The sequence below is a fragment of the Streptomyces sp. NPDC059816 genome (assembly GCF_042732055.1).
In the GTDB taxonomy this organism is placed as follows: Bacteria; Actinomycetota; Actinomycetes; order Streptomycetales; family Streptomycetaceae; genus Streptomyces.
The window spans coordinates 111,048-124,551 of sequence record NZ_JBHWIQ010000026.1 but is presented as its reverse complement, the minus strand read 5'-3'; the positions used below and the strand labels follow the sequence as shown (position 1 = coordinate 124,551).

Annotated in this window: 13 protein-coding genes and 1 pseudogene; all 14 read right to left on the bottom strand. The window is 68.0% G+C overall.

The features are described from left to right. On the bottom strand, positions 1-228 hold a 228-nt coding region (locus ACFV88_RS28825; RefSeq protein ID WP_385494885.1), incomplete at its 3' end, for a hypothetical protein. A 210-nt stretch (positions 229-438) separates the two neighbouring features. Next, positions 439-810, bottom strand: a complete 372-nt coding sequence (locus ACFV88_RS28820) for a hypothetical protein (protein WP_385494883.1) — start codon at positions 808-810, stop codon at positions 439-441. 470 nt (positions 811-1,280) lie between these two features. Continuing rightward, a complete protein-coding gene (locus ACFV88_RS28815) occupies positions 1,281-1,496 on the bottom strand; it encodes a hypothetical protein (RefSeq protein ID WP_385494882.1) in 216 nt (71 codons plus the stop codon). Between the two features lie 890 nt (positions 1,497-2,386). Continuing rightward, positions 2,387-2,821, bottom strand: coding sequence for a hypothetical protein (locus tag ACFV88_RS28810; protein WP_385494880.1), 435 nt, complete (start codon positions 2,819-2,821; stop codon positions 2,387-2,389). A 131-nt stretch (positions 2,822-2,952) separates the two neighbouring features. After that, positions 2,953-3,711 (bottom strand): hypothetical protein, encoded by a 759-nt coding sequence (locus ACFV88_RS28805; protein WP_385494879.1) that lies wholly within the window; start codon positions 3,709-3,711, stop codon positions 2,953-2,955. A 178-nt stretch (positions 3,712-3,889) separates the two neighbouring features. Continuing rightward, a complete protein-coding gene (locus ACFV88_RS28800; protein ID WP_385494878.1) occupies positions 3,890-4,927 on the bottom strand; it encodes a hypothetical protein in 1,038 nt (345 codons plus the stop codon). Positions 4,928-5,129: 202 nt separating this feature from the next. Next, the gene (locus ACFV88_RS28795; RefSeq protein WP_385494876.1) at positions 5,130-5,687 is read right to left on the bottom strand and encodes a hypothetical protein; all 558 of its coding nucleotides are present in this window, start codon (positions 5,685-5,687) and stop codon (positions 5,130-5,132) included. A 105-nt stretch (positions 5,688-5,792) separates the two neighbouring features. Beyond that, positions 5,793-6,047, bottom strand: a complete 255-nt coding sequence (locus ACFV88_RS28790) for a hypothetical protein (protein WP_385494875.1) — start codon at positions 6,045-6,047, stop codon at positions 5,793-5,795. A gap of 377 nt (positions 6,048-6,424) precedes the next feature. After that, complete coding sequence (locus ACFV88_RS28785) at positions 6,425-7,429, bottom strand: DUF3427 domain-containing protein (protein WP_385494874.1); 1,005 nt, start codon at positions 7,427-7,429, stop codon at positions 6,425-6,427. A 587-nt stretch (positions 7,430-8,016) separates the two neighbouring features. Further along, positions 8,017-8,253, bottom strand: a pseudogene (locus ACFV88_RS28780) (transposase); the annotation flags it as partial. A gap of 499 nt (positions 8,254-8,752) precedes the next feature. Further along, positions 8,753-9,202 carry a hypothetical protein gene (locus tag ACFV88_RS28775; protein WP_385494873.1) on the bottom strand — a complete coding sequence of 150 codons (450 nt, stop codon included), beginning with the start codon at positions 9,200-9,202 and terminating at the stop codon, positions 8,753-8,755. 507 nt (positions 9,203-9,709) lie between these two features. Then, the gene (locus tag ACFV88_RS28770) at positions 9,710-9,961 is read right to left on the bottom strand and encodes a hypothetical protein (protein ID WP_385494872.1); all 252 of its coding nucleotides are present in this window, start codon (positions 9,959-9,961) and stop codon (positions 9,710-9,712) included. A gap of 732 nt (positions 9,962-10,693) precedes the next feature. Then, positions 10,694-11,779 carry a DUF932 domain-containing protein gene (locus tag ACFV88_RS28765; protein ID WP_385494871.1) on the bottom strand — a complete coding sequence of 362 codons (1,086 nt, stop codon included), beginning with the start codon at positions 11,777-11,779 and terminating at the stop codon, positions 10,694-10,696. Positions 11,780-12,244: 465 nt separating this feature from the next. Beyond that, positions 12,245-12,871 carry a hypothetical protein gene (locus tag ACFV88_RS28760; protein WP_385494869.1) on the bottom strand — a complete coding sequence of 209 codons (627 nt, stop codon included), beginning with the start codon at positions 12,869-12,871 and terminating at the stop codon, positions 12,245-12,247. Positions 12,872-13,504: the final 633 nt, after the last annotated feature.

Here is a 13,504-nt window from a genome sequence, read left to right as displayed (position 1 = left end):
GAACAACTCACCGCGCGCCACCTGCTGAGCGAACATGAACAAGGGGCTGGCGCAGTTCCCGCGGGCGGCGTCCTCGGTGTCCGCGTTCCAGAACACGGTGCCGTTCTCGACCTTGTCGATGGCGCAGCGGCTCGTCTTACCAGAACACCGGTCCACGGGGCCGTGAACGAAGATCCAGCCGGGCTGCGGCCGGGCCCAACCGGCGAGCGGCACGAGCAGGGTCATCATCCGACCCTCTCAGGGGCGCGGGCATACACGACATCGGGGCTGGAACGGGCGCCCCCCCACCACCACGACACCCACAAACTATGCTTCCTGAACACGTCATTCAATAGATGGCGTTGCCTCGCCGCACCCTGCCCGCCACCCGCATGAACCAGGAAAAAGGGGGCCGCAACACCGCCCGGCAACAGGCGGGAGCCCGGTGCGTGCGGCAGGTCAGGCGTTTCGGTGTTCCGCGAGAGACACACCGAGCCGGATGGCCTTGACCTCGTCCCAGCCGAGCGCCGCGGACGCCTCGAACACGACCTCCGCGGCCGGGGCCAGCGTCTCCTCGGCGTGGAAGAGGAACAGCAGCCGACCACGGTCGGCACTGCCCTCGGGCGCGTCGAGGAAGAGCGCCTGCGGCGCCTGGAGGGCTGCGGCACCGTGCTCGGTGACGTGCTTGATCTGGGCGATGTAACCGGCCCAGTAGCCGCGGTTCACGGTGTCCTGGTCGGCCGCGTTTTTCAGGGCCGCGACGAAGGCATCCGCGGCGTTCACAAGCTGGTCGATCGCGGCGGCGGCTGCGTCGGAGATGTTCTGGGACATGACGTCCTTCCGGTTGGTCTGGTGTGGTGCAGGGCGGCGCCCGTACCGCCGGGACCGCCGGGACCGCCGGGACCGCCGGGACCGCCGGGACCGCCGGGACCGCCGGGACCGCCGGGAGGGACTACCCCGGCAGCACCCGGGCCGGTACGGCGATACGCCGCAGGACCCGGCGACTTGGACAGAAACGAACGTAAGGGCCAGATGGAAGCCATTCAACGCCGGCGGCAGCAGACAAGGCCCGCGCCGGGGCGGGGACAGCAAGCCGCCGACCGGGCGGCTTCGTCCGGTCCCGCCTGCGGTCGCCGTCGACGGACGGCACCAGTCCGCCCCTCGCTTACAGCGTCTCGCGGCCGGCGCCGCGACGCCCTTCCTGGCTGCCGCCCCGCAGGGACCCGCACTGTCCCGCCTGCCCCGCTCCGCCATACAGCCGCGCGCCGCCCGGCCGCCACGCACGGCAAGAACGCCGTCACTCAGACTCCGGCGCGGGCGGCCTGCCAAGCCTTCGCGTTCCACTCGCGGGTCAACTCGTCGGCGTAGGCGACGGTGCGCGCGGCCTCGGAGTCCAGCGCGGCCACGACCAGGACACTGCCCCGGATCTCGTCGGCGCGACGCTGGGCGGCAGCGGCTTGCTCCCGGCGCGCGGTCTCCTCTTCCGGCACCCGCCGCACCAAGGTAGACCTGCCCACCACTGGAAAGGATCACGACGTACCGGCGGAAATCCTCGATACCCGAAGGCCGAGCCGGGCCCGTCGTGGTGTCAGCCAGAATCGCACGCGCCTCGGCCAGTAGCCTCGCCACCTCCTCGGTCGCCTTCACACCCGTGTCCCGACGGGTCTGGTTGCGGCTGTAGTAGACGCGGGCCGCATCCCCGACGGGAGCGGACTCCAGCGGGGCGTAGGTACTGATCATCCGGCGGGCGTAATCGTCGCGCCGGTTCCGCTCGGCCTGGGCGGCGCGGGCGGCATCGATCACCTTGCCCTGCTTCCAGCCCAGCGCGGTCGCCGCGCACGACGTGCCGTAGTACGCGACGTCCTCGGCAGTGCCGTCCTCGTTCCCGTCCGCGTCCAGCGGCATCAGCGCCACCGTGCGCTTCAGTCCGCGACGACCGCAGCAACCGCACGTGTCGAAGTCGTCGACGATACCTTTGATCGTCCACTTCGGGATGCTCATGGATGGCTGACCTTCCTTACAGGGATCGGATGCCGGAGCGGGACGGCAGACACCACCCAGACGACCGCAAACTATGCTATCGACAAGACTCACTCAACGAACGAGGACGCCGAGCCGCCCCACACCACCACCCAAGGAACAGCACCCCACCACCAACACCCCATGGCCGAACAGGACTCGCGCACCGTCGCCCGGCGGCACCGCGGAACTCGGCCTGCCGGTGAGGCCGGGACCGGCCCCCACCCTCGGGGGCTGCCGCGCGGGCCCGACGCGCTGCGGCGGGACGCACACGGGCGGGGCCGGGGCGGCCCCTGTCCGCCTCCCCCTGCGGGCCGCCCCCTCAGGTGGGCGGTGGAGTTCAGCGCGCGCCCGCCGCACCGAGGCAGGCGCGTGCGCGGCCCGGGGGTCAGCCGGTGGCGGCCACGGGTTCGGCGACTGGGCCACCGAGCTCGACCACGGGCAGTCCGAAGAACGTGGCGACCGCGACCGCGCACGTCTCCGCCTGCTGCACGGGCCGTAAATGGGGGTGGTCGGCCCCCCAGAAAACGTGCCGGGTGCCCCTGTCGTCCATGACGGTCGCGTTCAGGGACCACAGCATGTCGCGCCCGATGTCGTAGTGGCCCCCGCGCCCGTCGCTGTCGTACGCGTCGACCCATACCCTGCGCCCATCGCGGCCTGGAGCGGTACAGACCAGGTATTCCTCCGCTGACGTCGTGTAGGGCCTGACGACGCGCACGTGCAGTCCCTGACGCGTCAGCGACTCGATCAGCAGGGCGCCCGTACGCCAGGCGCCGCCGGGCGCCGTCCCGGTCAACGAGTGGGGGAAGCGGTGCATGGCCATGATCGGATCGTGCTCCTCGTGTGCGGTGACAGGGTGATCGCTCTCGCTTCGGCACCGGCTTGGCCAGGGCGTGTGGCACGGGCGGCTGTGAGCGCCGCCGCCCGTGCCACACGTCCCATCGGCGGCCCAGGTCAGGCGAGGGAGGCGGCGGCCAGCACGAGCGAGTTGAGGGCGGCGAACAGGTAGACGTCGCCGTAGCCGTAACCGGCCCTCAGGCCATGGGCGCGGCCGTTGGCCAGGTGCGCCATACCCCGGATGCTGTCGTCGTCGTCCACGTCGCCATACCTCGCCTCCGCGGCCCCCATCACATCCACGAGGACATCGGACAGGTCGGCCGCGCGGCGCATCTCCCACCGGGCGGGGATCTGCACGACGGTCCCGAACGTGTCGGGCACCCACGTGGTGAGCTGCATGCGGATGGTTTCGATCAGCGCCGTCTCGGTGATGGGGCGCCGGTCGTCGACGAAGGGGTCCAGCGCGAACTTGCCCTCGTGGCCGTCCCGCACGTGGGCGCGGGCGGCGATGAGCGAGTACAGGGCCCCCAGCAGGTGGCCGTCACCGCGCCCATGGGCGGCGTACAGACTGTCGGCGTGAGCGTTGAGCAGGTGGGCGATACCCCACGGCTCGGCGTCACCCCCCGCCTCCACGCCCCAGATGCGGACGTGCTCGGCCACCCCGCCGAGGAACCGCGCGACGGTCTCGACGGGCGCGGCTGCGAACTCCTCGGGGCCGGGCACCGTGAGCCCGAACGCGGCCGTCACCCAGGTACGGGCCTGCACCCGAATCGCTTCGGCCAGCGCACCCGTGTCCAGGACCGGCTTCGGATACGGGTAGAGACTCCTCCCAGCCGCGATCGCGTCGGCGGTGTAGGAACTGGCGGTATCGGTCATCAAACTCTCCCAAAGGTCGGGTCCCGCTTCTGAACGGGACAGGCACCGGGACGCGGGCGGCAGAACCAACCCGCCAACACCCCGACACCCGCAAACTATGCATACCGAGAACGTCATTCAATAGCCAGCCGGAAAGGCACACGACCGGCCTGCGGCTACCGCAAGCAAGGTCACCCGGTCACGCCACACTCCCGGCCTGATCGGGCTCCCCGGCCAGCGTCCAGCGCGTCAGCACCCCGGACGGACCCCGAACCACACGCACGCCACCCCCCGCAACCACAAGACAACCAGACAACAACGCGGACGCGGCCTCGGCCTGGACATGCCCACCGCCCACCACCGCATAGGGGTGCGCGTCCTTGGTCCATGTGCGGCCACCGTCCTCGCTGACCTCACAGACGTAGCGAGCCTCGATGTCGAGCTCCGTCACGCGGGGGTCGGCAAACACCGACGCGTAGAACGCGGCGTAGCCGCTGCTGCTGCCATCCGGCACCGGGAGCTGGAACCCGGCCTCGGGCCGCTGAGCACGGCGGGTGCGCAATACGCGGGTGCCCTCGGGCACCGTCTGGGTGATCGCCTGCCCGTCATAACCGAGCGCGGTGAACGTGCCCCCAGCGATGGCGAGGACAGTGAACGCGCAGCGGGTCACGAACGTGTCGCCCGGGCCCAGCTCCCCCACGGCCACGTACTCGCTGGCGGGCATGCGGCCGTGGGCGGGAGGGGGCTCCTCGACGCCCGGCTTGACGTTGTGCACGGCACCGAAGCACGCCACACGCAGCTCACGCTTGTACCAGTTGAACCTGCCTCCCGCGCGCAGCCAGAGGGCGAGCACTTCACGAGAGGTCGGGCGGTCGTAGGTGTCCGCCCTGGGCCGGCCGTGCTCGTCGGGTGAGGTGAACTCGTATGCGGTGGCGCCCTTGAACGTCACGTCGTCCAGCAGATGATCAGCGCGTTCGCGGGACCAGTCCGCTTCGGCCTCATCGGTGCACGTGACGCGGCCGTGTGCGAAGTCGGCAAGGATGGCGCGTTTGTGGCAGCGGTCGCACGCGAAAGCGCGGATGCCGTACGCACCACCGTCCAAGGCGGTGTGCTCGATGTCCTCTCCCTCGTTGGCAATGCGGTGCGGTCCGTAGGCCATTCCGTCGGGGTGCGGGTCGGCGCTCGCCTCTGCTGCGATGCCGTCGGCGGCGTGTGAGCCGTTGGTGATCTCCGTCATTGGGTCCTACCTTCTTGGGTCGAGTCTTTGATTCTCCGTGCGGCCCCGGCCCGCCGGGGCCGGGGCCGCACGAGCCGTCACACCCCGGGCCCGGAGACCGGGCAGCCCTGGCCTTCTTTGACGGACTTGAGTCGTGGGGTGAGTCTGCGCGGCTCCCGAGGAACGGGGCGCGCCCCGGGAGTGGCGGGAGCGGAGCGGGCCCTCACGCCTCCGGGCCAGCGGTACCGGAGGACGGGCGCTGTGCGCTGTAGGGGCGCAGGAGGCGTTCGCGGTCGTCGTCGTCTTCGGCGTCCCACGTGTCCCACCGATCGGGGCGGGCCTGCGGCGAGAGCAGCAGACACGGGACGTAGCCCTCGTCGTCGCCGTCACGTCGCAGGTCCTCGGGGAAGTTGTCGAACTCGCCCCCGCTCAAGCGCAGGCTGCGCAGCACGTGGCGGACCTGGACGGCGTCGGCCGGGTCGTACCCTCCCCACCGGGCGCGGAGCGGGTCCGTGGCTGGCAGGGACGGCAGCCGGGAGCTGTCGAAGTCCGTCAGGATCTGTCCCTGGGCGTCGCGGACGCTCTCGGGGAAGAGGTCTGTGGCGAGATCGCCGTCATAGTCGATCCACAGGACGAAGTAGGCGGCTTCGGGGAAGTGGACGAGCACGGTGTCGGCAACGAGCCGGGCGATCTCCTGCGCGGCGCCGCGCTGGGCGCGCAGCATCATCGTCCATGACGCGAGATCGGCAGGGCGGGCAGAATCGGTGTGCGGGTGGGTCACAGGAGGGTCCTTCCAGTGGAACGGGGCGCGGCAGGGGGGTCGCGCCCCGGGCGGTTCAGGCCGGGCGCCGCACTCGGGCGGCGGGGGCGACGGGGCGGTGCGGTCTCAGGCGGCCACAAGGCGCAGCGGGTGCGGCTGTCGTCGCGCTGGGGCCTCCTGGTGCAGCCGCAGCTCCCACACGGCGTGCCAGGCAGGTACGGAGCAGGAAGCCCGGTGTGCGCTGAAGTCGGGGACGACCTCACGGCGGACGTCGGGCCGCTGGGCAGGCGTGCAGCACTCCCGGGACCTGACGGGGACCAGGTAGCCGTTCTCCCAGACGTCGACCGGGGCGTAGGAACTGTCCGGGCAGAGGGTGAGCATCTACGTGCCCGAGCGGGTCTCGACAAACCACCACGTCGTGGCGGCAGGACGCCCGGAATCAGAGTGCGGACGGGTCGGACGGGTCACGTGAAAGTCTTTCCGGAAAGCTGACGTTGAACTGCGCAGCACAGAACAGGAGCCAGGCACAGGCGGGTGGGTGCGCAGGGGCGGCGCCATGGCACGGCGCCGCCCGCGGGGCGAGCGGGCCGTAGGGAGGCCGGGTGTCGCTGTGCGGGCCGGTAATCGGGGCGGAGCAGCAGGAGAGGCACAGAACCACTCCGCCCCGGTGTCAGCAAACTATGTTGTTGGTCGGCATGCCCCAACGTGCGGAGCGGAAGGGAGAACGCCCCTCCAACCGCGTCTCAGCGAGTCGCTGCCTATCCGGCGGACGGGAGGGAGGTCCAGATCTCGTCGGGCAGAGGGTGGTGGAGGCTCCACGTGATCGCCATCGGCTTGCTGCCCGTGTGGCGTTCGTACGTCGCGGGGCCAAGAAGAGTCCACGGCTGCGCCTTGCCGGTCGGAGTGTCCTTGTCGGCCCGCAAGAAGAGCAGGATGTGGCTTCCTCGCTGTACGTGCTGCTGATAGCGCTGCCCCGTGGGCGAGGTGTCAGCAGTGGAGTTCTGCGACTCCCAGTGGAACCGGGTGCGGCTCAGCGGGTAGTCCTTGTATGACGTCGTCGGAGAGAAATCTCGCTCGCTCTTGTTGAGGGTGATCAGTAGAGCGTCCGTCCGATTGTCCGCGTCCCACAGGACGCCCTGCGCGAAGTAGCCAGGCAGCTGCCCGCCGAGGCGGGCCACGCCCAGGGCGGCCAGGATTTCCGAGCGGTTGTAGTCATGGTGGACGTTCAAAGGGATGTGGGCGTGCGGTCCTGCCAGCGGCATGGGCGGGCGCAGCGCCTTGCCCTCCATGAGATGGGTGAGAACCTGGCCGATCTCGCTTCGGACGGCGGGCTGCTCGCGCAGAGCGTCGAACCCCTCCTCATAGGAGGTGAAGCCACCGGCCTTGTCCCAGAGGTTGAAGAAGAGCATCCGGGCGAGGGTCTTGTCCCGCTCCGAGAGGCTTCCGTACAGAGGCGCGTCGTCGGACACAAGCCTGATGTACGCACCTGCACGTTCGGCATCGTCAGCATGGAGGAAGACATGCATGCGCTTGAGCAGTTCCTGCTCTCCTGGTGCAGCGGGTGCGGACACGAGTTCTGCGCGCCGCAGGACTGTTGTCCAGGAGATGCTTCCTCGGTACAGATCGGTGATCTCGCGGCCGGATCGGTCAAGGAAGTCGGCCAGCCGGGTCACGCCGAAGGCTTTGGCTTCTTGGACAAGGATGCTCACAGTCGGTTTCGTCGGGCTGGCACCGACGGGCTTGACGGATTCGGGATGCGACATGGATCGGTTCCCTTTCATAAGAGGCGCCGCGTAGAGCCTTTGAGCGGTGGGAAGCGGGTCACGATCGCTGGGCTGGGGTGCCCGCTCCGGGGTGAGGTGGGTGCGGCTCACTTAGGTGAGCACCACCCCCTCGCCACACATGCAATCTATGTATCTCCATCTCCACATTCAATATCTGTGGCCTGTCGAGCTCGGGGCATGCGCGAGGGAAGGGCGCCGGGCCAGGCCGATTCCGGCTCCCCTTTTCGCCGCCTGTTCCCGTTCACTCGTCTGCGGCTGACGGAGCGTCGAGATGCGAATCCCAGGGCCTCGGAATCCCGAAGACCCTGAGTGCTCTTCGACTTGGCTCGAACGGGGTGCCCGCCTGAATCACGCGCCGTGGGGGCTCGGCGGGCACCTTCGGTGAAGTCGGGATCAGCGAGGAATGCGACCGAACATCACATCAGCCACCGAGTGGGAGCGGCCCCGCCCTCCCGAGCCGGGAGGGCTGCCGTAGACGACACCTTCGCCAGTGGCGCGGTCCCGCGGCGGCTCGTCTGCACCCGCGAGGAGAGCGCGAAACTCAGAGGCCGTTTCCTCCCGTTCTTTCATCCTGTTACGCAAGCTTGATCCGGTGATGTCGGGTCGCGCCAGGAGATGGTGCTCTCGCCGGTCAGGCGGCGGGCCATCAGGTCGCTCATGGCCAGGTGGATCATGGCTTCGGAGCGGGCCGGGAGTGTCTCGTAGTCGCGGGCCAGGCGGCGGTTCAGCATGAGCCAGCCGTAGGTCCGCTCCACCACCCAACGCTTGGGTATCGGGGTGAATCCCCTGCTCCCTGGCTTTCTGGCCGGAGCGACGAACGGCGGATTTACCTGCGAGGCTGAGGATGTACCAGGTACTCGTCATGCCGATGTACATGACGGCCAGCGCAGTGTTTCCCGATAGGGATGCGAGCAAGGCGGCGACAGCTGTGGCTGCGGAGGCGGCCAGAATCCAGGGGTTAATGACCTCTTCGAGAGCGCGGTGGATGCGATCAAAGCGAGATAGATCAGGGAGAACGCGAGCTGGAAGATCGCAGCGACTGGCATACGAAGGGTCCTTTGCAAGGTGCGAGGGATTACTGATGAAGGGAACTGACTTCCTATACGCATGCCGTGGGCGGTCTAGCGGGTACGCTCTAGGCCCGGGTGACAAGCGACTGGGGTGTCAAGGCCACGTCGCGAGAGATCACGGTGCGTGGGGCGCCGCAGTTGGGGCAGAGGTCGAGCACTATCCCCGCCCCAACCGGCCCCCAAGGGGACTCGCTGGTTATGCGGCTTCGAATGGAGCGCAGTCCCGCCCGCCTCAGTGAAGTGGGTTGAAGAGCAGTCGGACGACCTGGTTGTGACACCGGTACAGCGCAGAGGGGTCCATCCAGTCATCAGATCGACCATCCGAGGGCTTGACGCCGATAGTCTGGGCATTCCCGCGCCCCAAAGGCTCGGTGAATAGCTCCCCTTCGCCGAATACGATTTCCTCGTCGGCCTCCATCTTGGATGGAGGCAATCCCCTGGCCAGATCTCCAAGGTGTATCGATGGGCGGGTCTCGATGATTATGGCGCTCAGACGGCCATGCTCCCCCGTGGGAGCAGCCTCGAAAGACGCCACGTCAGGGAGTCCGTAACTAAGGTGGACGGCACCGTAACGGTCGCTCTGCCGCTCGAAGGAAGTCCAGGAAAGAACGCCAATTCCAAGACATATGCTCGGCTGGGGCTTTCGCTGGGAGGTTGAACCGGTGGTGACCGACAGCGGCATTTCTGGGTTCCTTTCACTGGGGTGAAGTCGTGGGCAGGAAGACCGAGGGGTGCGCACGGGCTAGGGCGAACACCCCACTATTATCTACAAACTATGAACTTGAGTCCCTACATTCAATGACTTGCTGCTGCCTCCGTAGGAAGGAAGCCCAGCAACTCGGTTCCCGATCTGGGCCGGGAGTCTGCCGACACCAAACGTGCGGGCCAAGCGACCTGATGCGTTGACCGAACGGGCGCTGGGGCCGGGATGCGGAAGGTGGCGGACACGGGCGAGACACTGCACCACGGGTCGCTCTTCGGGGGGTCACGGACCCGTCTCACGGGCCGGCGGACGCCGGACGGCCCGCCCGCCGGTCGAACCGACCCTGCCTGTTCCCGCGGGGCGGAATCCGGGGCAGCCAGCGGGCAGCTGCGTCAGCGACGCACGCACTGCAACTGGAGCCAGGTGCAGCCCCATTGGCGCATGGGCGGGTCCGTTCAGTTCTTCAGCGCAGGCACTCGGCCGTCGCTAGGGGGCGTACTCCACCTCGGCGGGCTGTACGGGCTCTCCCCGACTGCCCTCCCAGGCCAAGGAGAACCCGTAGGTGTGTTCCAGGAACGCGCGGTCGTCGGAGGACGCGCAGAGGTCGCCGTACTGGTCATAGACCGACCATCCATGGATCGTACGTACCAGCGCGAGGCCTTCGGCGTTGCCTGGCGCCCAGTAGCGGATCTCGGCCCCCAGTTCGTCATGATGCTGCTGGCACAGCCGAAGGCCCAACGCCTTCGGTTGGCCGCAGAACTCCGCCTAGTCTTGCCCGTGCTTGCGAGGATCTCGGGCTCGCACATCCAGTCCTGGATCGAACAGTTACGGACAGGGTTTGTAGGTGTCCGTTGTCCGGCCCGAGCCTGGATCTGAAGAACTTTCTACTGGTTCCGATCCGTTCTGAATCGGCTCAGGTGCGTGACCCCGGTGGCACTCTCAAGTTCCCCTGCCAGGCGGGCGTTTTCCGTGGTCAGCCAGCGGATGTAGTCCTCATAGAGATGAAGGTGACGAGTGAGTTCGCCCTTCTCTCGACGGAGGTGGGCGATCGTGTTTCGGTCGCTGGTGGTGTCCCTGGGCGGCCGTGGCTGGCGAGTGCGTCGCTCGGCGTCCCGGGCCAGGAAATCCTGGACGGCGGTGTCGAAGTCCCGGTAGAGAGTCTGTCGCCGGACGGCGCGGCTGCCTCCGAACTCATCGCGGGCCAGCCACGACGGCTCGTGGGTCCCCAAGTAGGTGTTCCGGTCTGTCTCTTCGTACTCGATTCACTCCCGCCACTTCGGATCTGCGACCGGGTCCGCCTGAGCGACGGTCCGAGGACGATGGGGTGCTGCGCTGGGGACGGTAGGCATCACGGCTGACTCCATGGTTGTGCGGTGGGTCCCCCGGCGCGCCGCCGTTCGGATGACACTGGGGGTGAGTGAGGGGCGGGGCCCCGCCGGTGCGGGGCCCCGCTCGCAGGGGTGCTGCGGCTCAGCGCGCCGCGAGGGCGAGGGCGTCGAGGGCCTTGGCTTCCAGGGTGTGCGCTGCGTCTGCGTCCTTGACCGTCTGCGCGACGGAAGTGAAGGCCTGCATGACCCCGCCGGCCGTGGTCTGGCCGCCCTTGATGAAGTGGCGCAGGATTGCGTCCGCGGTCTCGTCCGGAATGTTGAGCTGCTTGGTCACTTCCTTGACGGTGCTGCCCGGGTCGTTGAGCTCGGTCGCGGCCTGCTCCGTCACGCTCTCGATGATCCGCTCCACGTAGTCGTGGGAGAGGAAGTGGGCGACAGCGTCGGCGGTCTTCGAGGTGATGAGTTCGAGTTCCTTGGTCTGTGTTGCCACCGACCAGTCGATCGTGCCCTCCTCCATGCGGGCGCCGACGTGGACGGCCTGCATGGTGTCCTTCTCGATCGTCATGCCGTTACGGCAGACACGGAACACTGCCCGGGGAACGATCCTCACGGCTCCGCAGCCGACCTCGGAGTTGGTGATGACCAGTCCGGCGTGTACTTCGGGAAGTTCCGACCCGGTCTGCCCGGAGAACGGGGACCGATAGTCCTTGAGCAGCTCGCGTGCGGCGACTACCACCTGGGGAGCCTCGATGCGGACATACATCCTGCGGTCGCTCAGGTCGCAACTGGTGACCTCAGCCGGGTGTCCGGCCTGGTGAACACCGTTGAGCGCGGCTATGAGGACGTCGAGGTTGTCCATCACCTTGTACTTGTCGCTCATCAGGGCACGCGCCACACCGGTGCCCCGGCTGCGGTCCTGGAGGGTCCGGACCATGAACTTGCGCTTCGGCTCGCTGGCAAGCCAGCCGTTGATGTTCGCGTCGTACAGGCCGATCTGCTCGCGCCGGGTCTTCTTGAGGTAGCCGACCGGGATTCCCAGTTTGGCTCCCGCCTGCTCGTCGAGGACCTCCGTGGGGAGCAGGAGTGCCTCCGCGCGGCCCACGCCGTTCGCAGTGATAGCCGTCGGGTCCCCCGCGATCCGGAGCATTCCTCCCACCATGCGCAGGTTGGCGGCGGAGGTGATGATGTCCACCTTCGAGCCCCGCTGAGCACGCAGGAGGGACACCATGTCGTCAAGGGTGGCGTTTCTCGCCCCGGTGATGCCTTCGACTGTGGGTGCTACGCGGGCAACGGTACCAACCGCCGCGCTGCTCTGCGGCTCCGAAGAGAAGAACGTGTTGAGGTCGAGTTCCATATCCTGTGCCTCCGTCTCGGTGTGCCCGGACTTCCCGGCCACACCTGCAAACTATGCAATTAACGCACTACATTCAATGAAAGTGGGGCTCGAAGACATCTAGAGGGCGGGTGGCGACCTGGGAACGGCTCCGGTTTACGTGTAGGTCGCTCTGCTCAGAATGCAGCGCGAGCCGCGGAGTCCGGCCGCGCGGCCTGGCGGCCCCTTCTCGTCCGCTGCGCAGTTCTCATGTCAGGCGCAGAGTTCGGGGACAAGCACAGGGCCGGCGAGGCTTCCTCGCGCTCTGTGGTGCGGGCCGTCATGGCGGCCCGCACCATACGCGCGGAATCGGCGGGTTCGTCACAGACGGGGCACTTGGGGCACTTGGGGGCTTCCACACATCGCAGCGTGGTGGTCCTCGACCATGCCGAGAAGGTGCAGGAGCGTGTCGCCGTGCTCCACGTCGCACAGCCGCTGGCCGCAGCCGACGTGGAGTAGCTCGAGCTCGTACTTTGCCGGATCGTCGGACACCTGAATGGGGTAGTCGTCCCAGCAGACAGCTGCGGCGGGCGCGGATGGGCGGGCTACCGAAGCGCTGGCGGCTCTCGCCGCGGCGGCACTCGCCCAGCCTTGTGTGGCGGCCTGATCGTCCGTGGCACTGGCTGCTTCGTGGGGGGCGAAGGTCTCCAGTACCTGGCAGTCCTCGTCCGGGGCTTCCGTCGTCAGGCAGTCACAGCCGACCGATGCGTGGCGAAGCAGATGCATATAGCTCATGCCGTGGAAGTGCCCTGCCCCGTTTAGTGTCGCCAGCTCGCGGCGCACATCGGGCAGGAGGGCGCGAGCGGCTTCCGGGGTTCCGAGCTGGTCGCAGAACTCCCAGCCGATGGCGATCCCCTCGCGCTCGACGTACAGCGCATAGGGTCCGGTGGAGTCGGGTGCAGGTTCGTTGACGACCCCAGGGTCCGACTGGCTCACTACAGAGTTCACGGGGTACTCCGGTTACTAGGAGGGTGAAGGCTTGTCGCGCTCACGGCAAGCACCCGCAATCTATGTAGTTGGTTAATTTGCATTCAATGTCTTGCTGGCGCTACTTGTGAGGGTGAACCCGGGATCCATCGAACACGGCCCTCTGCGCGACTGAAGGCTCGGCAGGTTTCGGTCAAGGTGCGTCGTCGCGAGCGGATCGGAGACCGTTCATAACCGTTGGCCGGTCGTCGGGGATGGCCTTTGACGGTTGGATGTGGACGCGCGAGTAGCTCGCGCGTCGCTCACCGTCGGCGGGAGCGGCCTGGCCGCCCGGCTGCAACACCCCCGTCTACGGAGGCCTGCCGACAGGGCGGACCCCTGGTGGGGCGCCAACCCGCGCGTCAGTTCTTGTACTACTGCGGGGGCTTGATGGTGCTGTCCCAGGCGGGATCCGCCAGCACTACGTGGCGGGCGGAGTCCCAAGCCGGGTCTCCTAGGGCTGCCTGGTTGACGGCGCCGGCCGAAAGCGCGCCGATTGCAGCGATGCCGGCGGCGATCGAGAGGCTCAGTGCTGCCGTAGCGACTGCGGCTCTCCTCCCGATCGCCCGATAGTGCGTGGGGCATCGTCCCGAGGGACGCTTCGCAAGGCGGTAG